Consider the following 25,747-nt stretch of genomic DNA (forward strand, 5'->3'; position numbering starts at 1 on the left):
ATTGTAATAAAACTAACCCTATTAAGCCTGTGAAGGAAACTATCACAGGCTTAATCATCAACTAAGCGCATCTAGGGTAAATCAAAAATCAATGCAGTTGCTTGAGTGTCCGTTGGGTTAACCAAGGTCACCGTGGTTATGTCGGTGAGTTTAGCGCCATCACCTATGGTTAACTGCTGATCTTCAATATTGAGCTCGCCAGCCACCTGATGAACATACATTTTACGGTCAGTTGCAATCTGATAGGTTATTTCAGATTTAGACGCCAAAATCAGTTGTGACAATGTCGCATTTTGCTTGATTTGCAAGGTACCGTTTTCACCCGTTGGCGTAGCAATCGTGGTTAACCCCACTGCTTGACCGAAGTTTTTTTGCTGATACCCTGGTGTATTGCCTAAGGTATTAGGCTGGATCCAAATTTGTAAAAACTTCAATGGGTCGGTTTTAGAGGCATTGTATTCACTGTGAGTTATGCCGCTGCCAGCAGACATAAGTTGGAACTCACCAGCAGGTAATACTTCAACGTTACCCTCACTGTCTTTATGGGCAATTGAGCCTTCAAGTACATAGCTGATAATTTCCATGTCACGGTGGCCGTGAGTGGCAAATCCGGCACCGGGGGCGACGCTGTCGTCATTAATCACTCGCAAGGCGGAAAAGCCCATATGATAAGGGTCATAATAACTCCCAAATGAGAAGCTATGTTTACTGTCTAACCAGCCAAAATTAGCTTTGCCGCGTTCGCTTGCTGGACGTAAAGTGATCATGATGTTCTCCTAAAGCTCAATGTAAATGTTTATACCAATCAGATCTTTGCTCTAATTTGATTGGTATTCATCGCAACTCGGGTTACTTAGTTAATCGAGTCGTAATCGCGTTATCGATGGCAAGTTTGCCTGAACCCGATAAGGCCAGTGACACGCTGGCGGCCAATAGTGCTAACGCAAATTCATAGCCGTTATTTGCCATAAATAAACCGTTGCTGATATGTACACTAGCAATGGCGATAATCATGGTGAATGCTAATAAAACTGCGGCAGGACGAGTCAGCAAGCCTAGTAGAATGAACAGTCCGCCAACCAATTCAGCGCTACCGGCTAAGAAAGCCATTAACACGCCAGGTTCGATGCCAATTGATGCCATCCATTGTCCTGTACCTTCAAGGCCATAACCGCCAAACCAACCAAATAGTTTTTGGCCGCCGTGAGCCATAAAAATAATCCCAACAGGTAAGCGTAATGCCAATGTGCTGAAACCTGCAGTAGAATTTGTGATGCGTTTAACGAGTGCTTTCATGGTATGTATCCTCAATAAATTTAAACATTGTTTGTTTTGTCGTGAGCCTTTCTCACTGGTTGATAAGAAGTATATTGAGACTTGATTGAATAAAAAATCGGAATAAACTGACGTAAAGATTCAAATTATTTGAATACGGAGGAATGATGCAAAATCCGATCACTATCGACGCATTACGCGCCTTAGATGCAATTGAACGTAAGGGCAGTTTTGCTGCTGCAGCAGCATCGTTATATCGAGTGCCATCAGCACTGACTTACACCATCAAAAAACTTGAAGATGATATGGGTACGGCGTTATTTGACCGTACAAAGCAAAAAGCACAACTGACACCCGCAGGTAAAATTGTATTAGAGCAAGGACGGCAGATTTTGTTAGCCACCAATCGGTTGGTTGATTCAGTGCAGCAATTAGAATCTGGCTGGGAAACCGAAATACGGTTATCACGCGACACGGTTATCCCTCAGGGGGTATTGTTTCAATTAATTGAACAATTTAATCAGCTAGAACATTCGGTCGACATTAGTGTCGATGTTGAAGCCGTCGGTGGTGGTTGGGATGCATTACATAGCCGACGCGCCGATATTGTGATTGGTGCATCTGGCGAGTTACCAAGAGGTGTATTTCAAACCCATAAAATAGGCGAGATTGAATTTGTGTTTGCGGTTGCGCCACATCATCCATTGGCGTTTGTTGATGGCATATTAGAAGCCGACAAATTAACAGATTATGCTTCGGTTGTGGTTGCTGATACATCACAACTTTTACCCACTCGAAGCAGCGGTATGTTCAACAGTAAGCAGGTAATTAGGGTCAACACCATGGAAACTAAAATAGCGGCACAGCGACAAGGTTTGGGGATTGGTTTTTTACCTAGGCACATGGTGCAATGTTATTTTGATAGTGGCGAATTGATTGAAAAATCCTGTTCAATTCCAAGACCAAATCAAAGTTTGTACATTGCTTGGCATAAAGATCATCAAGGCCGTGCATTTGACTGGTTTGTGGACCATTTACCTAAAGCCGACTGGGGTTTATAACATCTGAATGTGAGCACAATGATAGCGACCAATGTGAGATCGCAGATACGAGCTCACATTGGTGCTTATTGATCCCATCGTGATATTGAATATCAGCGTTGATGTCGTTGTTTAACTATTTTTTTTAACTATTCTTTTAACTACTTGCTTGAATACTCACTTGAGCATTCTTGCTAGCGTTAGTTTTCTTGTCTAGTGAGCCACTGAAACGTGTTAATGCTAGGGCAATAACCACAATCACCGCACCAACCCAAGGTGTATGCATTAGGCCAGCGTTAGCCACAATCAGCCCGCCACCCCAAGACCCAAGTGCAATACCGACATTAAAAGCGGCAATATTTAATCCTGAAGCCACATCAACGGCGTCGGGTGTGTACTTCTGTGCAAGTGAAACTACGTAAACTTGTAGCCCTGGTACATTACCAAATGCAAACGCGCCCCAGACCAAAATGGTGATCACAGCGGCAATAGGGTTAACCGCAGTAAAGTTAAATATCACTAATATGGTCGCAAGACCGCTGAAAATAATACTTAACGCTTTAATTGGGCCCATTTTATCGGCCATTTTTCCGCCCCAAATATTACCAATAGCGACCGATACCCCGTACACCAACATGATTAAGCCAATAGATTGAGATTCAAAACCAGACACTTGCTCTAAAATGGGGGCTAAAAAAGTAAAGGCCGTAAATGTGCCGCCATAACCTAATGCGGTAATAGCATAGACCAGTAATAACCGTGGTTGAGTGAGTACTTTTAATTGCGATGATAATTTTGCCGCGGGTGGCTGAGGTAAATTATTAGGAACCAACAAGCTACTGCCAATCAAGGCTACAAATCCAAGAATTGCGACAGTTAAAAAAGTGGCTTGCCAGCCAAAGGTCTGGCCAATATAGGTGCCCAAAGGGACGCCTGTCACTAAGGCGACGGTTAACCCCGTAAACATAATGGCAATCGCACTGGCGGCTTTTTCTTTGGGTACTAACCCAGTGGCAATGGTTGAGCCAATAGAGAAAAACACTCCGTGGGCTAACCCAGTGATAATGCGTGCAGCGATTAAGGTTTCGTAACCGGGCGCTTGCCAAGCCAATAGATTACCCGCAACAAATAAACTCATTACCGCCAGCAATACGTGTTTGCGATTCCATTTACCGGTTAATGCGGTGAGTACTGGTGCGCCAATGGCGACACCTAATGCGTAAAGACTGACCAATAAGCCAGCCGATGGTAATGATACGTTAAGGTCTTGTGCCATTGTGGGGATTAATCCCACAATGACAAATTCGGTGGTTCCAATAGCAAAGGCGCTAAGCGTCAATGCGAGTAAAGCTAACGGCATAATGTGTTCCTCTTAGGTTGTCGCTAGGATTTACCGTCGCGATAAATGTGTCAGTCAGTTGATGGGCGTCATTATTGATTAGATATATGTTGTTAAAAACAGTATGTTTAGCAAATGACTTTTGCTATAAATGCAATAAACAATGATGTTAGAGCGACTCTTTAGATCGACACAGCACAAGATGAGGTATGCATGCTTACGCGTTCAGATGATTTAGATATATTGCTGATGGTGGTCGACAGCGGCGGGTTTTCTGCAGCGGCCGATGCACTCAATATTCAGGTTGCACGAGTGTCACGCGCGGTAAGTAAAATAGAGCAACAGCTCGGGGTCACCATTCTCAATCGCACCACTCGGCGTGTTGAGTTAACCGATGAAGGCCGCCAATTTGTTGAATCTGTTCGGGGTGGATTACAACAATTACAACGCGCAGAAGATGAACTCGTACGTCGTGGTGAACTACCGCAAGGACGTTTGCGTGTGGACGCGGCAAGTCCGTTTGTGTTTCATCAATTAGTGCCTTTGATGAAAGACTTTCGCGCCGCTTATCCAGACATTGAATTAGCATTGACCTCGAACGAGGGCTATGTCGATTTACTTGAAAAGCGTACCGATGTGGCCATTAGAATCGGTAAGCTGGCAGACTCAACCTTGCATGCTCGACCATTAGGTAAAAGTGCCTTACATATTGTTGCCTCCGCTGAGTATTTAGCGCGTAGAGGTGTGCCACAAAAAGTATCTGATTTGGCTTGCCACGAGTTACTTGGGTTTACCGAACCTAAAATATTGAATCACTGGCCGCTAAAAGGTTGCGATGTTATTACCCCTACCATCAGCACCAGCAATGGAGAAACCTTGCGTCAACTAGCACTGGCAGGTAATGGCATTGCGTGTCTTTCAAGTTTTATGATTAATGATGATCTCGCGGCGGGTCGGTTAGTGCCCATACTTCAGTCGGAGAAGTTTACTCACATAGAACGTGAACAAGTGAATGCGGTGTATTACAAATCGTCTATTGTGGCGCGACGTATTTCTGCATTTATTGAGTTTATTCAACCAAGATTAACCTTATAACTAAGGGCTCAATTTAATCGTGTGTAGATATTTGCAGTTTGAGCAAAACAGATTTGCTTGGTTGACGGTTTATTTCTGTTGTTAGTTGGCGCACAGTGTTGGTTCAGATACCGTTTTTAGGAAGACAATATGACCACTATTCCATTGTTAGGCACAGGTACCTTCAGACTTAAAGATCAACTGGCATTTGATTCAGTGTTAATGGCGCTAAAGCAGGGTTCTCGCCACATTGATACCGCTCAGATTTACGCCAATGAGAAACAAGTTGGTGATGCAATTAACGCATCGGGTATCGCAAGAGCTGATATTTTCCTCACCACTAAGGTGTGGACAGATCGCTTTGCCCACGACCAACTGATTCAAAGCGTGCATGACAGCTTGGCTTTATTGCAAACCGACTATGTGGATTTGTTACTGATACATTGGCCCTTACGTGATGATTCTGTACCCATGCGAGAGTATTTGCTGGCATTAAAAGAAGTGCAAGGTGCTGGTTTGGCGAAGCACATTGGCGTGTCTAATTTCACTATTGCCCAGGTGACACAAGCGATTGAGATTTTAGGTGCAGACGCAATATTTACCAATCAGGTTGAAGTACATCCATATTTGCAAAATAATCGACTGGTCAAATTCTGTCAGCAGCACAATATTATGGTTACAGGTTATATGCCGTTTGCCTATGGTGCGGTATTAACTGATGACACTATTGTCGCGATTGCGAAAAAGCATCAAATGACACCCGCTCAAGCGGTATTAGTGTGGATGCGTCAAAAAGGTTATGTGACCATTCCATCGTCAACTAAGCTGGTAAATGTGCAAGCTAATATGGCCTCATTAGCGTTATCGCTTCCGTCTGAAGACATGGCGGCGATCAATAAATTAGATCGAAATCATCGTGTAGCTGCGCCAGATTTTAGCCCTGATTGGGATCAATAATCTATCAGCGAATGAGCCATTAGCGAACGTGCCAATGGCTTAAGTGGCCAGGGAGTTCGCACTCAGTTTTAGATGATTTGTATAGCAAGTATCCACGCCAACATGAGTGATCATATTGGCGTTTTTTATTTTCAGGGTTGCTAGCTGCTTGACATGGGTGTAAGACATAGGTTTACAGTCGTTGCATATGCTCAGTAGATTTATTTATGTAGATCTTATTTTTCAATAAAGTTGTTACCCCAAGGAGTGATTATGCAAGTCAGTGAACTCGCGACGTTATTGGGTGTTACCACAGACACAATTCGTTTTTACACCCGAATCGGCCTGCTCGCCCCAACAAAATCGCCTAGCAATGGTTATAAATTTTATCGTGACAAAGAAGTGTCGCGGATGCGATTTATTATGAGTGCCAGAAACTTAGGTTTTTCGGTGGATGAAATTAAAGTGATTTTTTCCAAAACGGATCACGGTGAAAGCGCTTGTACCATGGTGAAGCAGCTTATTAGCCAAAAGTTGGCCGAAACTGAAATACTATTCAATGAAACCCTAAAATTACGTAATAAGCTGACTCAAGCCGTAAGTGAGTGGGAAAATCTGCCAGCGTTGGCGCCTACAGGTGCCATGATTTGTCACTTGATTGAGGGATTTGATCCAAACCATGAAACCCCTTGTCAGGCTAGTGATAAGGAGTCTTTGTGATGAATACCCAAACAACAACACAATTATTGATAGAGGGTGCAGGTTGTGCCAGCTGTGTTGGCAAAATTGAGAAAGCCCTTAAAACAGTCGCGCAAGTAGAGCAGGCTGAAATGAACTTTGCTGATCGCAGTGTGATGGTCACCGGAGAGGTTGACGTTGCTCGTTTACTTGATGCTGTTGAGCAAGCCGGTTACCACGCAATTGTGATTAACGATCAAGGTGGTGCAGATGCCATTGATGAGAAAGAACAGGCCGATGCTGCCTACTATAAAAGCTTAATCAAACACACAGTCGTTGCATTAGCAGTGGGTATTCCACTGATGATCTATGGTTTATTGATTGGTGACATGACCGTTACCAGCCCAATGCAACAGCTGGTTTGGGGCGCAATTGGTGTGCTCACCTTAGGGATAATGTTTGTCTCGGGTAAGCATTTTTATACTGGCGCTTGGAAGTCATTTATTAATCATAGCGCCAATATGGATACCTTAATCGCCTTAGGTACCGGAACCGCCTGGGTTTATTCTATGGTCGTGGTGCTTGCGCCAGATTTATTGCCACAAATGGCGCGCCATGTTTATTTTGAAGCAACCGCGATGATCATTGGTTTAATCAACCTTGGACTTGCGTTAGAGGTTAAAGCGCGCGGTAAAACCTCGGCAGCCATTAAACGTCTTATTGGGTTACAAGCTAAAACGGCTAGGGTGATCCGCAATGGTAAAGCGGTCGATATCGATATTGCTCTGGTGCAATTAAACGATAAAGTCAGTGTTCGTCCAGGTGAAAAAATTCCTGTTGATGGTGTGGTCGTTGAAGGCAGCAGCTTTATTGATGAGTCGATGCTGACGGGTGAACCTATTCCGGTTGAAAAAGGCATTAACGATGACGTAGTCGCGGGCACATTAAATAAGCTAGGTTCACTTACCTTCACCACTACCCGAGTCGGTAAAGATACCGCCTTGGCGCATATTATTACTATGGTTAAGCGGGCACAAAATTCCAAACCGCCCATTGGCCGTATGGCAGATGTGATTTCGGGCTATTTTGTTCCCGCTATGATGATTATTGCCATTATTAGCGCCATGGTATGGCTCAATTTTGGTCCAGAACCGTCAATGGGATACGCCATCGTGTCGGCGATGACAATTTTAATCATCGCTTGTCCGTGTGCGTTAGGGTTAGCAACACCCATGTCGGTGATGGTGGGCGTAGGTAAAGCCGCTGAATCTGGCGTGCTTATTCGTAATGGTGAAGCCCTGCAAACGGCATCGACCATTACCACCATGATTTTAGATAAAACCGGCACGATTACCGAAGGCGCGCCAAAAATCACCGATATCATAGTGGTCAATGGTCGCGAACAAGAGCACGTATTGCAACTGGCGGCAAGTATTGAGCAACATTCTGAGCATCCACTTGCACAGGCCGTAGTTCAAGCCGCTGCGGATAAGGGATTAGCGTTATTCAATGTTGAACAGTTTACTGCAATAGCTGGTTTTGGGGTTCAAGCCCAATATCAATCAACACAGTTGTTATTTGGTAATGAAAAACTAATGCGCGAAAAAGGCATTGCCTTAAGCGATTATCAACAACAAGCACAAGCATTAGCAGCAGAAGCCAAAACGCCAATGTATTTTGCTATCGACGGTGAACTCGCAGCAGTGATTGCAGTGGCTGACCCGATTAAAGCAGACTCTGTTGCCGCCATCGCAAGGCTTAAAAATAGTGGCATTAAGGTCATTATGCTTACCGGCGATAACCATGCAACAGCCGCAGCAGTGGCGGCCAAAGTGGGCGTTGATGACTTTTTTGCCGATGTATTACCACAAGATAAAGCCAATAAAGTGGCCGAATTACAAGCCTTAGGTGAGGTTGTGGGTATGACCGGCGATGGCATTAATGATGCTCCAGCGTTGGCTCTGGCTAATGTCGGCTTTGCCATAGGCACCGGAACAGACGTGGCGATTGAAAGTGCCGATATAACGCTAATGCGAGGATCGCTACACGGTTTGGCAGATGCCATCGCGGTGAGTAAAGCGACGTTAGGCAACATTAGGCAAAATCTGGTTGGTGCGTTTATTTACAATATGGCGGGTATTCCGCTCGCTGCAGGGGTGTTATTTCCGGTATTTGGCGTATTGCTTAACCCAGTAGTTGCCGGTGCTGCAATGGCATTTTCATCATTAACCGTGGTGACCAATGCCAACCGTTTACGCTTTTTTACCCCTCAACAACACTAGGAGTGAATGATGCTATTAATTAACTTATTTTGTGTGGCATTGATTGCCCTTATCGTTTGGTGGTTTTGGTTATATAAACCCAAAGCCACCACTCATCAAGCAACAAACGCTATTGTGGTAAAAGACGGCGTTTACTCTCCGGCAAGGATAACTGTGCCGGCCAATACAGCGACACAATTAACCTTTTTACGACAGGACAAAGCCGGTTGCTCTGCCAGTTTGTTATTTCCTGACTTAGACATTAGCGAAGAGCTGCCTCTGGACAAATCTGTGGTTATTTCGCTGCCAGCGCTAGCCAAAGGAGAGTATCCGTTTCATTGCCAAATGCAGATGTACAAAGGGGTATTACTAGTTGAGTAATCCTAAATAGCAGCAATGCTAAGCAGGTATCACTCTTACCTTGATGCTTGTCGCTAGGCACATAAACTTTCAAAAAAGCCACACAATTACGTAAGTTAACATCTGTTTATTCAAGATGCTTACTTGCGTAATTGGTGATATTCTGACGATTCATTTACTACTGATTTTTCGATGACATCATGATACGACGTTTAATGGATTACTTTCGCTTAGTGTTGTTTATTTGTGGTGTCTTGATTGGTATTCAAGTCCCTGCGTTTGTCGAACAATACGGCCAACGACTTGAAGCTCATCAGCTTGAAGCTAAGCTCAGTTTGGCAGAATTTCAGCGTGATGCGGACCGTTTTTTTGCTGGAGACATCAGTAAACTTATCCGCCACTATCAACAAAATAACGATCCGGTTTTTAGTGCTGGTGGTGAAAGTATTGAGTCAATATACCAACGTTATACATCACTCACCGAAGCGTTGGGCCGTTTTAATCAACACAGTTATAGTCCTTATCAGCAAATAGCATTAGCCCCACAAAAAGACATTCAAGCTGAGGTCTGGCAGGCTTATAGCCATGTAATTTTATTGAAACCAGAGGCGATTGCCATTGGGTTGCTGCTAGGGTTATTGATCTCTATATTGTGTGAGTCAGTATTATCTATTTTGTATTTGGGTTGTCGCAGGGTGTTTGCCCCAAGATAATCTCTCGTGTTAACAAGGGTTAATAGCCCTCAATAATCAAGGATATATTATGATCGCTACAGGACAATCTTTACCAAAAGCTACCTTAAGCCAGCTGACAAAAGACGGCATGGTTAATCACGATGTTACTGAGCTTTTTGCCGGTAAAAAAGTAGTATTGTTTGCAGTGCCAGGTGCATTTACACCAACCTGTTCAGAAGCTCACTTACCAGGTTTTGTAGTATTAGCCGACGAGTTTAAAGCTAAAGGTGTTGACCTTATCGCTTGTGTATCTGTTAACGATGCATTCGTAATGAAAGCGTGGGGCGAAGCCCAAAATGCTTCTGAATTAATGATGCTAGCCGACGGTGATGCAAGCTTCGCTAAAGCGTTAGGCTTAGAAATGGACACCGCTGGTTTTGGCGGCGTTCGTTCACAACGTTATGCGATGGTGATCGACAATGGCGTAGTGACTTTACTGAATGTTGAGGAAGGTAAGTCATTTGAAGTCAGCACTGCTGAAGCGGTAATGGCTGCACTGTAATCTATATTATGCCTCAGAATTAGAGACTTAACAGTACAGCAAAATGGGCGCCAATAAGGCGCCCATTTTTATGAAAAAAAACAGTTATTAGTAAAGCTTGTTAGTATTGATTATCCGCGGATGCCTAAGTGTTGTTCAATGTTATCGACACTGTTACTGACCTCAAGCGCAATCGTTTCACTTTGTTCAAACGCATCTTTAGCATGCAGCATTAGGCTATCCATCGCGATGACAAACTCATCAAGATGCCCCACCTGTTGCTTAGCATGTTCACTCCCTTGGCTCGCACTGCTCGCCATCTCTTGAGCTTGCTGCTGTACTTGCAACGCAACATCTAACAAACTCTGGGCTCGACCTTTTTGCTGTGCAGATGCTTCGCTGATATCGTTAACGCTGTGGCTAAGTGCTGTGTTCGAGCGGGTTAGTTGCTCGAAAATAGCCATTATGTCTTTTAATGATTGTTGAGTCCGTTGCGATAAATTGCGTACTTCATCGGCTACCACAGCAAAACCACGACCTTGTTCACCTGCACGAGCGGCTTCAATGGCGGCATTTAATGCCAATAAGTTGGTTTGGTCAGCAATATTACCAATAACATCGACAATTTTAGCTGCGTCATTAACCGATGTACTGAGTTGGGTTAGTGAGTGGTTACATTGATTGACCTTGGTGACAGTGTGATCGGTCGCATCTAACACCGCCAGGGCTTCTTGTTGGCTTGCTTGCATATCATGCATGGTTTGCTCTGCACTGGCAGTTACCAAACTAGACGACCGGTTTACTTCATTGGCAAGAGTAATTAAATCAGCGGTTTGTGATTGAGTTTGTTGTACCACATCTTGCGTTTGTTGCGTGCTAGTTGATAAGGAACCAATTTTAGCGACTAATTCACTCAATGAGTTAGACACCTGTGCCATATTACTTTTTTGTTGTTCGTCATCTTGTTCAAATCGCTGTAACAGGCGATTAAAGTGTGCCGCAATTTGGCCTGTTTCGCATTGGCTGGTCACGGGTAATGGTTCACGTTGATTCGATTCGCTTAACATTGAAAAAGCACGGTTTAAACGTTTAAGCGGGCTAACGACTCGTCGTTGTTGTAACACTAAATAACCAATAGAAAATAATGCTATCAATATCACCATGGTGTATAGCAACCACTGCAAACGGATTTTAAGTTGTTCATCGGTTACGGCTTGTGTATTGGCCAGTGTCACTAGTTGCTGTTCTACTTGGCTGGTGGCGTTAATTAGCGCAGTTTGTACTTGTTGATTGTCGCTGAGCATTTGCTTGGTATTACTCACTTCTTTGCTATAGCGTTGAGTCAAACTCAGCAATTCTGCGCGAGGGGCTTCACCCGTTTCAATACGTTCCGGTTCGTCATCGCCTAAGGCGAATTCATCCACTTCTTCGGTGCGATAAATACCCAGCAAAGATAGCTTCTCCAAATCATCATGCCATGTGTTGAGAGAGTTTATCGAAAAGTTAAGGCTATTATTTGCTCCTGCATCTTGATCAATCAGTAAGGCCTGCGTCTGCTGTGATAGTTGATAAACTAGGTTAGGTAACTCAAGACTAAGCGCAAGATATTGCTCCACAGTATTTGAGTCATTCGGAGCTGATTGAGCATAACGATGTAGGCTGCGGCTGTAATCGATCATTTCTGATTCAGCAAAAGCCAGTAGTTGGCGTGGGTTACCGGCCAGTTTTCCAGCGGCACGGTATTTAGTGTCTAAGTCGCTAATTAATTGAGTCATTAAGCTGGTTAATGAAGCACTATCAAGCTGTGGATGAGCGGAACTCAGCTGGGTAATATTGTCGGTTATACGGGTAATATCGCTGCGGGCTTGTTCGAGATAATTGCTTTGGCCTGTTTGTAAGTAACTATCAATGTTCCGGCGAACATCATACTGAAAGGTATGTTGAATATGTTGTAAGTCTAGGTTTAATTTTTCACTGGTTTGCCGTTGTTGATTACTCCATAACACGGTAGCGGCGAGTAATGCCGCAAGCAGTAATAATAAGGCGGATGCACTAAGGGATAGGGTCGATATCTTCATAGGTAAGTGACTTCACATAAATGCCAATATGTGCATTTTATGGCACTAATGTTACAGTTTTTCGTGATTGCACTTTATCTATGAGTTGAATAATGTGTGCTGGAATGTGTCCGTTGTTAGTTGTAGAGATTTTTATCGATTAACGGCAGCCACACTTGTGCTTTTAAGCCGCCTTGAGGGCGGTTAGACAACTTCACCTTGCCATGATGGCGGTCAATAATACGTTTAATAATAGCTAGCCCTAAGCCAGAACCAATACTACCGCGTGCAGTATCGCCTTGGGTAAAAGGTTGAAATAGATGCTCAACTTCGGCTTCATTAATACCAGGGCCGTTATCTTCAACACTAAAACACACCGCGTTACCTTGATGATAAGAACTGATTTTTATCCAGCCATTGCCATAGCGGAACGCATTTTCGACCAAGTTGCTCAGTACACGTTTAATGGCGACGCTGTTCATGGGAACATCGGGGCAGTCTGCTAGCGACAGCTCGATGGTTTCTTCACGGTGTGATTCTTGTTGGCTAATTTCTTGGATCAAACGATTGATTTGGTCGGGCTCGCGTACACCTTCACGGTCGTTACGAATATAAGCAATAAATTGGTTAATAATCGCATCCATGTCTTCAATGTCGGTGACAATACCTTCTTTTAAATATTGGTCGTCTTCTACCATCATTTCAGATGCTAATCGAATGCGGGTCAATGGTGTGCGTAAATCGTGTGAAATCCCTGCCATTAATAAAGCACGGTCTTGCTCAAGCTGCTTCATGCTATGAGCCATTTGGTTAAACGCATGGGTTACTTCAACAATTTCAGTCGAGCCACTTAACGGCAGTGTTGGCGGAAAGTCGCCTTGAGAAACGGCCACCGCGGCTTTTTGTAAACGTTTTAAAGGCCTGTTTTGCCTACGGGCAAATAACCAGCCACCGGCGACACTGAGCCCGCCAATAACCAGCAAATACAAAGTTAATGGTGATAAGTCTGACTCGTTAATGCCCGTCAAAGGGACTTTTATCCACAATGTGGGGGCTTGCGGCGGTTTTATCCACACATCGAGCTTTTCACCTTGCGAAAAACGCACTTCGGCTTCGCCGCCAAGGTAAACCGACATTTGTTCTGACAAGAAACTGTAATAAGTGGCTTGGCCGAGTCCGGCTTCTTGTGCTTGTTTTTGGTTATAAATGGTCATGCCATCGTCACGCACTTTGGCGTTTAAGGCATCCACCATGGTGAGATGTTCACGGCCAACATCAACCCCATCAACAAATAATATATTGATTTGGCGGGCAATTAATTGGTTAATTTGCTCATAACTGGGCTTGATAAAGTAAACGGCGACAGACCAATATGACACTAATTGATTGATCAGCAGTAAGCTGCCGATCAGCAATACGGTTTGACTAAAAGCGCTTCTAGGTAAGAAGCGTTGCCACCATTTTAACTTTAGTTTCATGGATTACTTACGCGTGGTGCCGTCGGGCACAAACACATAACCTAAACCCCAAACTGTTTGAATATAACGTGGGTTAGCGGCGTCTTTTTCAATTAAACGACGCAAGCGCGATACCTGAACATCGATTGAACGCTCAAGGGCTGAATAGTCACGGCCACGGGCAAGGTTCATCAATTTGTCGCGCGATAATGGCTCACGAGGATGGTTTACCAGCACTTTAAGCACAGCAAACTCACCACTGGTAAGTGCAATGCTTTCATCGCCATGGAACATTTCACGAGTGGCTAAATTTAGCGAAAACTCGCCAAACTCAATCATTTCTTCTTGTTGCGCAGGCGCACCAGGTACTTCAGCAATTTGGCGACGCATTACCGCTTTAATACGCGCTAATAACTCACGTGGATTAAACGGTTTAGGTAAATAGTCATCAGCGCCAAGCTCTAGGCCAATAATACGATCAACTTCATCGCCTTTGGCGGTCAGCATCACGATAGGGATTGGGTTTTCTTGCTGGCGTAAGCGGCGGCAAATAGACAAACCATCTTCGCCTGGTAGCATCAGATCGAGTACTAATAAATGGAAATTTTCACGTTCAAGTAATCTATCCATTTGTTCTGCATTGGCAGCGCTACGAACTTGGAAGCCTTGCTCAATTAAGTAACGTTCTAATAATGAACGTAATCTCATGTCATCATCGACAACGAGAATCTTAGAGGTTTCTTGGCCCATGACATATCCTTTTAACACTAAATTGATACTAGCAATGACTCAGTATGAAGTGTAATCGCTTGAATTTGAATAGCTGATTGTGGCAGAAATTGTAACTAAATAGCTGTAAATGTTTGTTTATCGCTTAAATAGCAACAAATGGTCAGTCAAATTACCTTTATTGACGTTAAATGATAACGTCAATTGCTGTTTGCTAGGCTGATAAATCATGCTGGGAATATCACTGGGTAAGTTAGATGTATGTTGGGGATGGCTATTAAAAATGGGCTCAAGGGTTAGCTGATTTTGGTGTAATTCAAACCGTCCCCATTGTAAGTGAGTGACGTGCTCATTGGCTTGTGGGTCTTGGTGTAGGTTAATGTTCACCATGGCGTAATAGCCATTGTCGAGCAGTACTAAGCTACTCAGCGCTGGGGTAGACAATTGATGCCATACACCATAGATCGATTGGTTGGTCGTGAGGTTATAGTGATGTTGTTCATCAGCAATGCTGTCGGCATTAGTATCGATGGCTAATGCGAGTTGTAACGACAGTGATGTCAGCATCATGTTTAATTGCGGATGCTCGAATTGATATGCGACTAATCCTTGTTGGGCATTATTGCTGTAGCTAGGGATAAAGTGCGCGTCTGTTGATTGCAAATCCAAACGGCCCCATTCCGCCACGCTATCTTGTGGTGTGGTTAAGTTAAGTTCTAGGTGTAAGTAGCTGCTATTACGATTTAACTGCAACAAGGTAATACGTTCAGGGGTGTTGATTACCCAATCACCGAAGATGTTGTTATTGGTACTCGGTTGCGTAGCGGCATGCAGTGGATTTGCCTGCAATACACTGCATGCCAACATTAGCAAGATGAGGTTAACAGGGTTTAGTGACTGGATATGAGGCTTAATTCCCTTAAATACGGTAAACATAAGATCCCTTTATGTTTGATGATGCGGTTAAAAACGAATAATAGAACTGCATGCGGTAATTTTAATCAGTCTTAAACCTTAGTCTTTAATGCGGATTTATCAAATAAAAAAGCCCGCAGCATAATGCCGCGGACTTGAAGCCTTTATTAAACTTAGCTATTTATTGGGCTTAGTCTTTTTATTGGACGTAGCCTTTATTGAGCTTAATCGCCTATGGCACCAATGTGAGTAACGGTGTTTGGGCAACTACTTGAAAATCCAATGCCATGGTCACGCTTAATGCTGTGATAGTGATAATCGAAAATCCAAATACCTGTCTAGCCCAAGACTGCAAATTGATGTCGCGACGATAGCCTTTTAACGCCATGGCTAACCACCATAAGCTGGTGGCAAAGGTGACCGCCATAAAAGCAATACCTGTGTAACCGGCCAGTGGCAACAGCGCACTAACGACAGCAAATACCGCTATGTACAATACGATATGTAGTTTAGCTTTGGTCATGCCTTGGGCTACGGGCAATACAGGAATATTGGCCGCGGCATAATCGTCAAACCGAAAAATCGCAATCGCATAAGAGTGGGGCATTTGCCATAGACTAAACATCAACAGTAAAATAACCGCGCCCATGTCCATTTGCCCGGTGACAGCGCAATAACCCACAACGGGTGGAACCGCACCCGAAAAGCTACCGACTAAAGTGCCGTAAACCGAGTTGCGTTTCATATACAGGCTGTATACTCCGACATAAACCACATAACCAATGGCGGCAAATAATACCGCTAAACTATTAGTGAATATCGCCAGCATAGCAAAGCCAATAATCCCTAGCCCAATACCAAAGCTCAATACAGCTTGTACTGATATTTCACCGGTAACGGTAACTCGGTTACGAGTTCGCTGCATCTTGGCGTCGATGTCGCGATCAATGCAATTATTGACAGCGCAACCCGACGCTACCACCAAAGATAAACCTATCATGGTGGCGAACATCAAGGTCAAATCAACATTACCTTGAGCCGCGAGTAAAAAACCGCCCGCGACAGAAATTAAATTGCCCATGATGATGCCAGGTTTGGTGACCTGAACATATCCTCGTAAGCGTGAGGTTAATTGTGCTGACATAGATTGACCTTGATTATTCATGATAGCTGTCGGTTACATCATCAATTCATTGGCTGCGTAGATAATCCACACAGACAAACCCACCACCATGACAATAATCAAGGCCGTGAATAAGAACGAGAATGTATTGATTCTGCCTTCTTTAGAAAAGTCTAAATGGAGGAAGTATTTCAAGTGCACCACGATTTGCACTAACGCCGTTATCACCACAACCCATAGTGTTGTCATGTGGTCAAACTGGTGCGTCATCACCGACCAAAATGGAATACCAGTTAATACAACCGATAACACAAAGCCGACTAAATATGATTTAACGCTGGCAGAAAAATCGCCTTCGCCGTGGCTTGCATGTGCATTGCTCATCACAAGACTCCTAACAAATAAACTACGGTAAACACACACACCCACACGATGTCTAAGAAATGCCAGAACAAACTTAAGCAACTCAGGCGAGTGATGCTGCGATTAGTTAAGCCTGTTTTAAGCACTTCAACCATCATGATCAACATCCAAATTAAGCCCGCGGTAACATGCAACCCATGCATGCCAACTAAGGCAAAAAATGCAGATAAAAAGGCGCTGCGATCTGGGCCATTGCCGTGTTCAATTAAGTGATGAAACTCGTACACTTCCATCGCGATAAACACACAACCCAAAGCGAAGGTGATTAATAACCAGCCTAAAGTTGCTGCTTTCTTTTGGTGTCTTGCGCAAATCATGGCAAAGCCATAAGTAATACTACTGACCAACAAGGCGGCAGTTTCGATAAGCACGAAATCTAGTTCGAAAATATCTTTACCCGACACACCACCGTCGGTGTTCATAAACAACACCGCATAAGTCGCAAACACAGAGGCGAACAAAATACAGTCGGTCATTAGATAAATCCAAAAACCGAACAAGGTGTTACCGCTAGTGTCATGATGATCATCATGGTGTTGATCATTGTGCTCAGCAGAATGAGCTACCTGTAAATCTGCTTGAATAGCAATACTCATTATCGGCCCCTTGCTACGTTATCTAAGTGTGCATTTTCAATACGTGCGACTTCATCTGGCTGCACGAAATAGTCAACGTCATTGTCGTAAGCGCGCAGTAAAAACAACACAAACGTACCGGCAAACCCGACAATGGCTAACCACCAAATATGCCAAATAGCAGCAAACCCCATGGCCGTAATACACGCGGCCATAGCAATACCGCTGGCAGTATTTTTAGGCATATGGATCGGCTGGTATGTTTCACGACGTTGATAGGCGGTGCCTTTTTCTTTCATGTCGGTGAACGCATCAATGTCAGTTACAGGATCTAACTGAGCAAAGTTATAGAACTGTGGTGGTGAAGATGTTGACCACTCAAGCGTATGGCCATTCCATGGATCGCCTGTGGTATCCAGGTTTTGCTCACGGTCACGGAAGCTCACATACAATTGGACAAACTGTAAAATAATACCCACAAGAATGATAAATGCGCCGACTACGGCAAAGTAAAGCCAGAAGTTCCACGCTGGGTTGTCGGTTTGGTTAATACGACGTGTCATGCCCATAAAACCAAGCACGTACAACGGCATAAAGGCCACATAGAAGCCAATTTGCCAGCACCAAAATGATGCCTTACCTAAGCGTTCATTGAGTGTGAAACCCATCGCTTTAGGGAACCAGTAAGCAAAACCAGCCATGTAACCAAATACTGCACCACCAATAATGGTGTTATGGAAATGAGCGATTAAAAACAAGCTGTTATGCAGTACGTAATCGGCACCAGGTAATGCTAACAATACCCCGGTCATGCCGCCGATAGTGAAGGTCACCATAAAGCCTAAAGACCACAATACTGGCACGGTAAAACGTAAACGACCGCGATAAATAGTAAATAGCCAGTTAAACAGTTTTACCCCGGTCGGCACCGCAATCACCATGGTCATTACGCCGAAGAAGGCGTTAACGTTAGCGCTTGAACCCATGGTAAAGAAATGGTGTAACCACACAATAAAACCAAGCACCGAAATCGCACCGGTTGCCCACACCATTGAGGTGTAACCAAATAAACGCTTTGAGGTAAAGGTTGAAAACACTTCAGAGAAAATACCGAAAGCCGGTAATACCAAAATGTATACTTCAGGATGACCCCAAGCCCAAAACAGGTTGATGTACATCATGGCGTTACCGCCACCGTCATTGGTAAAGAAGTGGAAATCTAAATAACGGTCTAAGGTCAACATGCCTAAAACAGCGGTTAAAATGGGGAACGATGCAACGATTAACACGTTAGCCCAAGTACAAGCCCAAGTGAAAATAGGCATTTGCATTAACTTCATGCCAGGCGCACGCATTTTTAACACAGTGGCGATAAAGTTCACCCCGGTTAAGGTTGTCCCGATACCGGATATTTGCAAGGCCCAGATATAATAATCAACCCCCACCCCCGGGCTGTAGGCCAGCTCAGACAATGGCGGATAAGCTACCCAACCGGTTTTAGCAAACTCACCGAGTCCTAGCGATATGTTAATTAACACCGCGCCAGAGGTCGTTAGCCAAAAACTTAAGTTGTTTAAGAATGGGAACGCCACATCGCGGGCACCAATCTGTAGTGGCACGACCAAGTTCATTAAACCAATCATAAATGGCATTGCCATAAAGATAATCATGATCACGCCGTGGGCTGTGAAGATTTGGTCGTAATGTTCTGGTGGTAAATAGCCCGCAGCGCCGTTAGTGGCAAGTGCTTGCTGAGTTCGCATCATAATCGCGTCAGAAAAACCACGGACCAGCATTACCATCGCTAATACGATATACATAATACCGAGTTTTTTGTGGTCAACAGAGGTTAACCAGTCGTGCCACAGCACGCCCCATTTTTGATGTTTAGTAATTAAGGCCGCAATGATGACACCAATAATGGCGACAGCCGCTAGGGTCACCATAATAATGGGTTCGTGATACGGAATAGACTCGAGTGTTAATTTTCCAAGAAATGACATGATTACTCCGCCTCCCCAGAAGCAGTCGAAGAATGCTCTGTGGTTGAGTGTGTAGAGGATGAAAGTCCAGAATGTTGTTCAGCGTCCATGTCTGTCATATGCTGCATATGTTGAGTGTGGTCCATACCAGACATTGATTTCATGTTGCCCATGTCGTGCATGCCTTCCATACCGTCCATGCTACCCATTGATTTCATGTTCGAGTCTGGATGCATGTACTGCATAACAATGTAATTAAACATGCCTTTTTGCACTGACCCGTAATATTGCACAGGGTTGTTTTCACTTTTTTCAGCTAGCTGCTTATATTGCTCAACATCCAAGGTGTTACCTTGTTGTTTTACCTTAGCTATCCAGGCATCAAAATCGCCTGCTGTAGGTGTGGCAATGGCGTTAAACTTCATGCCCGCAAAACCAGCACCACTGTAGTTAGCTGAAATACCTTCAAAGGTACCCGGCTCATTAGCAATAAGGTGTAGCTTGGTTGCCATGCCTGCCATTGAGTATATTTGGCTGCCTAACTGCGGAATGAAAAAGGAATTCATCGCCGTGTCTGAGGTAATTTTAAAGTTAACCGGCACGTTCGCAGGGAAGGCCAATTCGTTAACCGACGCAATGCCATATTCTGGATAGATAAATAACCACTTCCAGTCCAGCGACACTACTTCAACCGTTACTGGTTTAGCATCATGTTCAAGCGGTTTATAGGGGTCTAAATCATGAGTTGAATTCCAAGTGATAACACCCAAAATGATCACGATAATAATGGGAACAACCCACACCACAATTTCAATTGCAGTTGAGTGTGCCCATTTAGGCGCATAAATTTCTTCATCGCGGCCATCACGGTATTTCCACGCAAAGTACAGCGTCATAAAAATTACCGGAATAACCACAATCAGCATCAGTAGCGTCGCCACAATAATGAGGTTTTTCTCATCTATGCCGATTTGACCTTTGGGATCCAGTACGCCGCCTTCACAACCGGCAAGCATAAATGCTAATGCCGCCAGCATTGGTTTACTTAAATTTCGAATTAACAAAGGAAGATTCCTCTCACCTTAAAAGCTTACTACGCTGCCAATAGGATCGGCAGTTGCAGAATAATCATCGAACGCAAATAACCACACCAAAGGACTAATCAAAATCAACTATCAGTGATTTTGGCGTAGCGCTTAAGGCTATATCGATTTTGCGAATAATGTAGTTAAATTAAAAACTTAAGCTTGTAGAGGAGGAGCGCGGCAACCGTGTGCCGTGTATTCAAGGGATTTAGGGGTAACAGCAGATAAAGCACTTAACGCGTAGCTAAGAGCAAGGAGATTACAAAAAGTAGAATTGAGATTGAATAAACGCCAGAATTGCTCGATCACCAATGGATTTAATATCAACAGGCCCAGTAAGCTAGCGCCCATAACTTCAGCTAATAAAGTGTCAACAACGGCAATAAACTCACTAATATCGACGACATGTCCCATCGACATCGATAATGAATCGGCTACAGGTTGCAGCAACAGTAACCCGAAACACAACGTTAAATGTGCTTTACTCAATTTGGAAAGCCTTGCGATGCTATTAAGCGGCTTAGCAAGGTATTGGCAAAGAGTGAATTTCAAGAAATGATTCCAAACGAGCTCAAAGGAGTGGGTAGTTGAATCAACAGATCCAGCTGGCAATTTTCATTGGCAGGAGAATAACAATAAGGGACTGGTCATTGGAAGTGAATCACGGTAGGGAAACCGTGAAATTATTAAATAAATCTTAATTAGAACAATATTTAAACGAATATTTTACACATTTAACCCTTTGATCATGATGCGGTGGCGCAAAACGCACAAATTTGTGACTAATAGCACTTATTTCAAATGAGAAACCGTGATCGGGTTTGCTGCCCTTTGGCCAGTAAAAACCAGCAGATACTGTTACAACTGGAACGTCATATTCGCTATTAAACATTATAGAGATGCGCTGATACTTCAAACCAATATGATAATAATGGCTATAAATTTGACAGAGTAGAACAAGTATTCTACCTTGTAGGTAGAATACTTGTTCTACTAAATGGTTGTTATGTTAAAACATCAAATTGCGGCGAGCCTTGAACAGGCTTTTAGCACCCACGGATTTGCTGAGCCGAACGTGGCTCAATTGAAAGCGGCATGTAATGTCAGCTTACGTACACTCTATAAACATTATCCATCAAAAGAAGCGATGATCGTTGCGGCGCTAGAGTACAGACATCAAAGATATCTGGATTTTTTACTTAACGACAATCCCCATAAAGGCATCGAATCTGTCATCCATATTTTTCAAATGCTCGAGCTATGGATGACAGAAAGTGCCCCGCATGGGTGCCTCTCAATGAATGCCATTGCAGCCTTTCCCGACAACGCGCTTATTAGTAAAGCGGTAAAAGAGCACAAAGCCGAAGTTCGTCATATGTTAGGTCAACAAAGCAACAGAGACGATCTTGCTACAGCCCTTTTTATATTGCATGAAGGGGTATCGAGTGCATGGCCAGTGTTGGGCACAGAGGCGGTAATATCTGCTCAAAAAACCCTATTACAATTTTTTAAACAGGAGCAATGAATATGATGATCCCCAAAACGATGAAAGGCGTTCTACTCACCGGCCATGGCGGCCCAGAAGTACTCCAATACCGAGATGATATTGCCGTGCCGTTACCGAGCCCAAACGAAGTGCTTATTCGGGTTCACGCAGCGGGGGTTAACAATACCGATATCAATACTCGAATTGCCTGGTATTCAAAAAACGATGGCGGTGACACCGACGCAAGTTGGTCTGGTAATGCGCTGGTTTTTCCTCGTATTCAAGGTGCCGACGTCTGTGGTGTGATTGTTGCTGTGGGCGATAATGTCAGTGCTGCACGGATTGGTGAGCGTGTATTAATTGAGCCTTGTATTCGTGAAGCTAATGGCGAGGCACTTGAATCTCCTTGGTATAATGGTTCTGAATGTGACGGTGGGTTTGCCCAGTACACTGTTATTGCAGCCAAACATGCATATGCAGTGAACAGTGCGTTGTCTGATATCGAACTGGCTTCATTTCCGTGCTCTTACTCAACCGCCGAAAATATGCTGACTCGCGCTAATGTTACCGCCCACGACCGAGTGTTGATCTCGGGCGCTTCAGGTGGTGTAGGTTCTGCTGCTATTCAACTTGCCAAAGCTCGCGGAGCGCAAGTTATTGCGATTACTAGTCCAAGTAAAAATCAGCAATTACTGGATTTGGGTGCCGACCAAGTGATATTGCGAGATGTTGATTTAGTCGACACCTTAGGTGAAAACAGTATTGATGTTGTTATCGATCTGGTTGCTGGTCCTCAATGGCCGCAGTTTTTACAAGTATTAACACCAGGCGGAAGGTATGCCGTATCGGGTGCGATTGGCGGCGCCTTAGTCGAGTTAGACATCAGAACACTTTATTTAAAAGACTTAAGCTTTTTCGGCTGCACAGTGCTTGAATCTAAGGTGTTCCAAAACTTAATTCACTGTATTGAACAAGGTAAAATAACCCCCATTGTGGCACAAACCTTCCCACTAGAAGCGATTGCTCAAGCCCAGGACGTGTTCTTGAAAAAGAAGCATGTGGGTAAAATCGTGTTAACTATTCCTGATTAGCTAATAATTACAATCCAGTTATTAATGCCAATCAGAGGATGGGTACTAATCATGTTCAAGTAGGGGCATTATATAGCTGAGGGATTATTCTTTTTTCATGTCACGATTTGGGTTCAATGACAGGTAGAATGGCCTTGTTCTCACACCGTATCAGCACAACGGTCCGTCAGGTGCGTACTCAATAATGTGATGAACTGCTACACTGTTTTTGGTTATTTTTGAATTTAAGATTATTTTTTTATGCAGCGTCCACCACTACGTCAAGCCAAAACCATCGATAACGTTTTTAATAGTGCTTATTGGCACCTTGGCCAGCAAGACTTTACCATTAACGAAATTCGCACCAAGCTTGAGCGTAAAACCGACAATCAACAATGGATTGATACCGTACTCGCCAGACTCATCGAGGGCGGATATTTAAAAAGTGATTTTGACTTTGCGGTACGTTACTGCGAGTTAGCTTTTAGTAACGAAATCGGTATCGGTGCCATAAGGCGTAAGTTACAGCTGCGCGGCGTGAGTGCTACAGAGATTGATACCGCGATAGAACAAGTGATGCACGAGCAAACAGTGGACCTTTTTGAGTTAGCCACATCGCGATTGCTGAGTCGGTTTGAAAATTTCTATGGCACCAACATAGAAAAAGTCTATTCCCAGATGACCACAAAAGGTTTCTCTCGAGCTGAAATTGATCACGCATTAGCACAACATCCACAACGTGAAACCCTGCGCAGTAAATTAGCCCTCAAAGCCGACAAAGCAGATTTAACCACTGAAATAATCAAGCTGTTTAATAAAGGCAAAGGTAAAACTCTTATCTTGCAGGAATTGAAGCAGCGACTGATTGATGTAAGCGACTTTGAAGAAACCTTGTACCAACTAACGCTAACAGAACATGTCGATTTTTATCAAAGCTGCAAAAATGAACTGGCTAAAAAACGCTATAACTTAGCGGACTATAAAGAAAAGTCGAAAGCGTATGCCTATTTATCCCGTAAAGGGTTTGGCAGTGATGAAATAAAAGAGGCAATGACGCTAGATGATGAGTCATAACGTTTACCGCCGATATCACTGAGACAACGGATATCGGCAAACTTCTTACGACTCACTACTCACGATTTTTTATTCACCATTCACCATTGCACTTTTACCGACTTAAACGATGGCTAACAGCTAACAGCTAACATCTACAACCTCATCATCATGTTATTCAACGAGTTATTTTCAGTTTGATGGGCGTTATTAATACGGCTTTGCCAGATGCAACGGGTCGAGTATCGCTTTGAGTTTCTCTTCGTCCAAATCGGTTTCTTCAAGTGCAATGGCTAATACTGATTTATGTTCTTTGTCTGCACGTTTAGCAATTTTTGCGGCCATATCGTAACCCACCACTGAATTAAGCGCGGTAGCCAGAATCGGATTTTTCTCCAATGCCTGGGTCAAATGCTCGACATTGGGTTGAAACTCGGCAAACACTTTGTCGGTCATGGCCTGGCAGGCATGGGTTAATAAATCAATACTGGACAGTAGCTTGTCGGCAATCAGTGGCAACATCACATTCAATTGAAAATTACCCGATTGTGCTGCGATGGTAATGGTAGTTTCATTGCCAATGACTTCAGCGGCAATCATGGCTACGGCTTCTGGGATAACGGGATTAACCTTACCGGGCATTATCGATGAGCCAGGTTGCAGTGCCGTTAAGCTAATTTCTTGTAACCCTGCTACAGGGCCAGAGTTCATCCAGCGTAAATCATTGGCTATTTTCAATAACGTAACCGCTAACCCTTTGAGCGCAGAAGCCATGGCTAAGGTGTGATCTTGGCTACTCATATACAACGCAGGCATTACCGCCGCCTGCCAAGGGATTTTATCTTGCTGTTGTAAATCATCACATGCAAGTTTGGCAAAATTGGGGTCACAATTAACGCCAGTGCCAACCGCTGTGCCGCCCAATGGCAATTGATGCAGGCTCAGCTCAACTTGCTGAATTCGAGCTTGAGCACTGTTGAGCTGTTGTTGCCAACATTGCAGTTCTTGGCCAAGCGTAATCGGCATGGCGTCCATTAAATGGGTGCGACCAGTTTTGACTGTATTGGAATACTCATCGGCCAAAAACGCTAATCTGTCATTCAAGCCCTTAATGGCCGGATACAATAAGCCCTTTAATTGCCTAACCGTACTAATATGAATACAGGCAGGCACCACATCGTTACTGCTTTGCCCCATATTGACATGATCATTAGGGTGAACCTTTGCCTGCAAAATATCGCTGGCGAGGCTGGCAATGACTTCATTAACATTCATATTAGAACTGGTGCCAGAGCCTGTTTGGAACAAATCAATCGGAAAATGCTGCGAAAAATGAAGCTTCTTAGCGGCGATAATCGCTTGTTGAATTGCTTTGGCCATGGCGCTATCTAATAAACCGAGTTGGCTATTAGCCTGTGCAGCAGCTGATTTTATATCGAGTAGGGCGAGTATCGCTGGCGTCGGAAAGCGCCGCTCAGAAAACTGAAAGTTATCTCGTGCGCGTTGAGTTTGCGCCTGATAATAAACATCATCTGGCACCTGTACTTTTCCCATACTGTCATATTCTATACGCATCTTACTCATAAGGTTTCCGACTCGATTTTTGATTTGGAT

25 protein-coding genes are annotated in these 25,747 nt (G+C 43.9%); 11 read left to right on the forward strand and 14 right to left on the reverse strand.

Going from position 1 to position 25,747, the window contains the following annotated elements:
* Window positions 1–71: 71 nt before the first annotated feature.
* Window positions 72–767 (reverse strand): pirin family protein, encoded by a 696-nt coding sequence (locus SFRI_RS01095; RefSeq protein ID WP_011635695.1) that lies wholly within the window; start codon window positions 765–767, stop codon window positions 72–74.
* A gap of 82 nt (window positions 768–849) precedes the next feature.
* Window positions 850–1,296, reverse strand: a complete 447-nt coding sequence (locus SFRI_RS01100; RefSeq protein WP_011635696.1) for a DoxX family protein — start codon at window positions 1,294–1,296, stop codon at window positions 850–852.
* 146 nt (window positions 1,297–1,442) lie between these two features.
* Here SFRI_RS01100 and SFRI_RS01105 point away from each other — a divergent pair, with 146 nt between their 5' ends.
* Complete coding sequence (locus tag SFRI_RS01105) at window positions 1,443–2,336, forward strand: LysR family transcriptional regulator (protein ID WP_011635697.1); 894 nt, start codon at window positions 1,443–1,445, stop codon at window positions 2,334–2,336.
* A 136-nt stretch (window positions 2,337–2,472) separates the two neighbouring features.
* On the opposite strand, the gene SFRI_RS01110 is transcribed toward SFRI_RS01105, so the two are convergent.
* Window positions 2,473–3,675 carry an MFS transporter gene (locus SFRI_RS01110; protein ID WP_011635698.1) on the reverse strand — a complete coding sequence of 401 codons (1,203 nt, stop codon included), beginning with the start codon at window positions 3,673–3,675 and terminating at the stop codon, window positions 2,473–2,475.
* A gap of 192 nt (window positions 3,676–3,867) precedes the next feature.
* Between SFRI_RS01110 and SFRI_RS01115 the strand changes: the two genes are divergently transcribed.
* The 7 genes from SFRI_RS01115 (at window position 3,868) to SFRI_RS01145 (ending at window position 10,199) form a co-directional block, all read left to right on the forward strand.
* Window positions 3,868–4,749, forward strand: coding sequence for a LysR family transcriptional regulator (locus SFRI_RS01115; RefSeq protein WP_011635699.1), 882 nt, complete (start codon window positions 3,868–3,870; stop codon window positions 4,747–4,749).
* Between the two features lie 129 nt (window positions 4,750–4,878).
* Complete coding sequence (gene dkgB / locus SFRI_RS01120; RefSeq protein WP_011635700.1) at window positions 4,879–5,685, forward strand: 2,5-didehydrogluconate reductase DkgB; 807 nt, start codon at window positions 4,879–4,881, stop codon at window positions 5,683–5,685.
* A 252-nt stretch (window positions 5,686–5,937) separates the two neighbouring features.
* On the forward strand, window positions 5,938–6,384 hold the full coding sequence (locus tag SFRI_RS01125; RefSeq protein WP_011635701.1) for a MerR family transcriptional regulator: 447 nt from the start codon (window positions 5,938–5,940) through the stop codon (window positions 6,382–6,384).
* Complete coding sequence (locus tag SFRI_RS01130) at window positions 6,384–8,624, forward strand: heavy metal translocating P-type ATPase (RefSeq protein WP_011635702.1); 2,241 nt, start codon at window positions 6,384–6,386, stop codon at window positions 8,622–8,624. The genes SFRI_RS01125 and SFRI_RS01130 overlap by 1 nt, the downstream gene beginning before the upstream one ends.
* 9 nt (window positions 8,625–8,633) lie before the next feature.
* On the forward strand, window positions 8,634–8,984 hold the full coding sequence (locus tag SFRI_RS01135; RefSeq protein ID WP_011635703.1) for a cupredoxin domain-containing protein: 351 nt from the start codon (window positions 8,634–8,636) through the stop codon (window positions 8,982–8,984).
* A gap of 194 nt (window positions 8,985–9,178) precedes the next feature.
* On the forward strand, window positions 9,179–9,676 hold the full coding sequence (locus SFRI_RS01140) for a DUF2937 family protein (RefSeq protein WP_244262849.1): 498 nt from the start codon (window positions 9,179–9,181) through the stop codon (window positions 9,674–9,676).
* A gap of 49 nt (window positions 9,677–9,725) precedes the next feature.
* Window positions 9,726–10,199, forward strand: coding sequence for a peroxiredoxin (locus tag SFRI_RS01145; RefSeq protein ID WP_011635705.1), 474 nt, complete (start codon window positions 9,726–9,728; stop codon window positions 10,197–10,199).
* Window positions 10,200–10,309: 110 nt separating this feature from the next.
* Here the strand turns inward: SFRI_RS01145 and SFRI_RS01150 are convergent, their stop codons facing one another.
* The 10 genes from SFRI_RS01150 to SFRI_RS01195 form a co-directional block, all read right to left on the reverse strand.
* Window positions 10,310–12,256 (reverse strand): methyl-accepting chemotaxis protein, encoded by a 1,947-nt coding sequence (locus SFRI_RS01150; protein WP_011635706.1) that lies wholly within the window; start codon window positions 12,254–12,256, stop codon window positions 10,310–10,312.
* Between the two features lie 116 nt (window positions 12,257–12,372).
* Entirely contained in the window at window positions 12,373–13,713 is a 1,341-nt protein-coding gene (gene envZ / locus SFRI_RS01155; RefSeq protein WP_011635707.1) for a two-component system sensor histidine kinase EnvZ, read from the reverse strand.
* Window positions 13,714–13,716: 3 nt separating this feature from the next.
* Window positions 13,717–14,442 carry an osmolarity response regulator transcription factor OmpR gene (gene ompR / locus SFRI_RS01160; RefSeq protein ID WP_011635708.1) on the reverse strand — a complete coding sequence of 242 codons (726 nt, stop codon included), beginning with the start codon at window positions 14,440–14,442 and terminating at the stop codon, window positions 13,717–13,719.
* A gap of 117 nt (window positions 14,443–14,559) precedes the next feature.
* The gene (locus SFRI_RS01165) at window positions 14,560–15,357 is read right to left on the reverse strand and encodes a hypothetical protein (protein ID WP_011635709.1); all 798 of its coding nucleotides are present in this window, start codon (window positions 15,355–15,357) and stop codon (window positions 14,560–14,562) included.
* A gap of 211 nt (window positions 15,358–15,568) precedes the next feature.
* Window positions 15,569–16,501, reverse strand: a complete 933-nt coding sequence (gene cyoE / locus SFRI_RS01170) for a heme o synthase (RefSeq protein ID WP_041412707.1) — start codon at window positions 16,499–16,501, stop codon at window positions 15,569–15,571.
* A 12-nt stretch (window positions 16,502–16,513) separates the two neighbouring features.
* On the reverse strand, window positions 16,514–16,843 hold the full coding sequence (cyoD, locus tag SFRI_RS01175) for a cytochrome o ubiquinol oxidase subunit IV (protein WP_011635711.1): 330 nt from the start codon (window positions 16,841–16,843) through the stop codon (window positions 16,514–16,516).
* The gene (gene cyoC / locus SFRI_RS01180; protein WP_011635712.1) at window positions 16,843–17,478 is read right to left on the reverse strand and encodes a cytochrome o ubiquinol oxidase subunit III; all 636 of its coding nucleotides are present in this window, start codon (window positions 17,476–17,478) and stop codon (window positions 16,843–16,845) included. Before cyoC ends, cyoD begins: the two co-directional genes overlap by 1 nt.
* Window positions 17,478–19,460, reverse strand: coding sequence for a cytochrome o ubiquinol oxidase subunit I (gene cyoB, locus SFRI_RS01185; RefSeq protein ID WP_011635713.1), 1,983 nt, complete (start codon window positions 19,458–19,460; stop codon window positions 17,478–17,480). The genes cyoC and cyoB overlap by 1 nt, the downstream gene beginning before the upstream one ends.
* A 2-nt stretch (window positions 19,461–19,462) precedes the next feature.
* Window positions 19,463–20,503: a ubiquinol oxidase subunit II gene (gene cyoA, locus SFRI_RS01190; protein WP_011635714.1), complete on the reverse strand. Its 1,041-nt coding sequence runs from the start codon at window positions 20,501–20,503 to the stop codon at window positions 19,463–19,465.
* A 177-nt stretch (window positions 20,504–20,680) separates the two neighbouring features.
* Window positions 20,681–21,013 carry a hypothetical protein gene (locus SFRI_RS01195; protein WP_244262850.1) on the reverse strand — a complete coding sequence of 111 codons (333 nt, stop codon included), beginning with the start codon at window positions 21,011–21,013 and terminating at the stop codon, window positions 20,681–20,683.
* Between the two features lie 517 nt (window positions 21,014–21,530).
* On the opposite strand from SFRI_RS01195, the gene SFRI_RS01200 reads away from it, so the two are divergent.
* The 3 genes from SFRI_RS01200 to SFRI_RS01210 all read left to right on the forward strand — a co-directional run bounded on the left by SFRI_RS01200 (window position 21,531) and on the right by SFRI_RS01210 (window position 24,154).
* Window positions 21,531–22,049, forward strand: a complete 519-nt coding sequence (locus tag SFRI_RS01200; protein WP_041413281.1) for a TetR/AcrR family transcriptional regulator — start codon at window positions 21,531–21,533, stop codon at window positions 22,047–22,049.
* 2 nt (window positions 22,050–22,051) lie between these two features.
* The gene (locus tag SFRI_RS01205) at window positions 22,052–23,101 is read left to right on the forward strand and encodes an alcohol dehydrogenase family protein (protein WP_011635717.1); all 1,050 of its coding nucleotides are present in this window, start codon (window positions 22,052–22,054) and stop codon (window positions 23,099–23,101) included.
* Between the two features lie 240 nt (window positions 23,102–23,341).
* Window positions 23,342–24,154: a RecX family transcriptional regulator gene (locus tag SFRI_RS01210; RefSeq protein WP_011635718.1), complete on the forward strand. Its 813-nt coding sequence runs from the start codon at window positions 23,342–23,344 to the stop codon at window positions 24,152–24,154.
* 189 nt (window positions 24,155–24,343) lie between these two features.
* Here the strand turns inward: SFRI_RS01210 and SFRI_RS01215 are convergent, their stop codons facing one another.
* The gene (locus SFRI_RS01215) at window positions 24,344–25,717 is read right to left on the reverse strand and encodes a class II fumarate hydratase (RefSeq protein ID WP_011635719.1); all 1,374 of its coding nucleotides are present in this window, start codon (window positions 25,715–25,717) and stop codon (window positions 24,344–24,346) included.
* Between the last annotated feature and the right edge of the window lie 30 nt (window positions 25,718–25,747).

Source organism: Shewanella frigidimarina NCIMB 400 (genome assembly GCF_000014705.1).
Lineage (GTDB): Bacteria > Pseudomonadota > Gammaproteobacteria > Enterobacterales > Shewanellaceae > Shewanella > Shewanella frigidimarina.

Coding starts and splice junctions, on each gene's coding strand:
- SFRI_RS01095 (WP_011635695.1), bottom strand. CDS start 767: ATGATCACTTTACGTCCAGCAAGCGAACGCGGCAAAGCTAATTTTGGC.
- SFRI_RS01100 (WP_011635696.1), bottom strand. CDS start 1,296: ATGAAAGCACTCGTTAAACGCATCACAAATTCTACTGCAGGTTTCAGC.
- SFRI_RS01105 (WP_011635697.1), top strand. CDS start 1,443: ATGCAAAATCCGATCACTATCGACGCATTACGCGCCTTAGATGCAATT.
- SFRI_RS01110 (WP_011635698.1), bottom strand. CDS start 3,675: ATGCCGTTAGCTTTACTCGCATTGACGCTTAGCGCCTTTGCTATTGGA.
- SFRI_RS01115 (WP_011635699.1), top strand. CDS start 3,868: ATGCTTACGCGTTCAGATGATTTAGATATATTGCTGATGGTGGTCGAC.
- dkgB (WP_011635700.1), top strand. CDS start 4,879: ATGACCACTATTCCATTGTTAGGCACAGGTACCTTCAGACTTAAAGAT.
- SFRI_RS01125 (WP_011635701.1), top strand. CDS start 5,938: ATGCAAGTCAGTGAACTCGCGACGTTATTGGGTGTTACCACAGACACA.
- SFRI_RS01130 (WP_011635702.1), top strand. CDS start 6,384: ATGAATACCCAAACAACAACACAATTATTGATAGAGGGTGCAGGTTGT.
- SFRI_RS01135 (WP_011635703.1), top strand. CDS start 8,634: ATGCTATTAATTAACTTATTTTGTGTGGCATTGATTGCCCTTATCGTT.
- SFRI_RS01140 (WP_244262849.1), top strand. CDS start 9,179: ATGGATTACTTTCGCTTAGTGTTGTTTATTTGTGGTGTCTTGATTGGT.
- SFRI_RS01145 (WP_011635705.1), top strand. CDS start 9,726: ATGATCGCTACAGGACAATCTTTACCAAAAGCTACCTTAAGCCAGCTG.
- SFRI_RS01150 (WP_011635706.1), bottom strand. CDS start 12,256: ATGAAGATATCGACCCTATCCCTTAGTGCATCCGCCTTATTATTACTG.
- envZ (WP_011635707.1), bottom strand. CDS start 13,713: ATGAAACTAAAGTTAAAATGGTGGCAACGCTTCTTACCTAGAAGCGCT.
- ompR (WP_011635708.1), bottom strand. CDS start 14,442: ATGGGCCAAGAAACCTCTAAGATTCTCGTTGTCGATGATGACATGAGA.
- SFRI_RS01165 (WP_011635709.1), bottom strand. CDS start 15,357: ATGTTTACCGTATTTAAGGGAATTAAGCCTCATATCCAGTCACTAAAC.
- cyoE (WP_041412707.1), bottom strand. CDS start 16,501: ATGAATAATCAAGGTCAATCTATGTCAGCACAATTAACCTCACGCTTA.
- cyoD (WP_011635711.1), bottom strand. CDS start 16,843: ATGAGCAATGCACATGCAAGCCACGGCGAAGGCGATTTTTCTGCCAGC.
- cyoC (WP_011635712.1), bottom strand. CDS start 17,478: ATGAGTATTGCTATTCAAGCAGATTTACAGGTAGCTCATTCTGCTGAG.
- cyoB (WP_011635713.1), bottom strand. CDS start 19,460: ATGTCATTTCTTGGAAAATTAACACTCGAGTCTATTCCGTATCACGAA.
- SFRI_RS01200 (WP_041413281.1), top strand. CDS start 21,531: ATGTTAAAACATCAAATTGCGGCGAGCCTTGAACAGGCTTTTAGCACC.
- SFRI_RS01205 (WP_011635717.1), top strand. CDS start 22,052: ATGATGATCCCCAAAACGATGAAAGGCGTTCTACTCACCGGCCATGGC.
- SFRI_RS01210 (WP_011635718.1), top strand. CDS start 23,342: ATGCAGCGTCCACCACTACGTCAAGCCAAAACCATCGATAACGTTTTT.
- SFRI_RS01215 (WP_011635719.1), bottom strand. CDS start 25,717: ATGAGTAAGATGCGTATAGAATATGACAGTATGGGAAAAGTACAGGTG.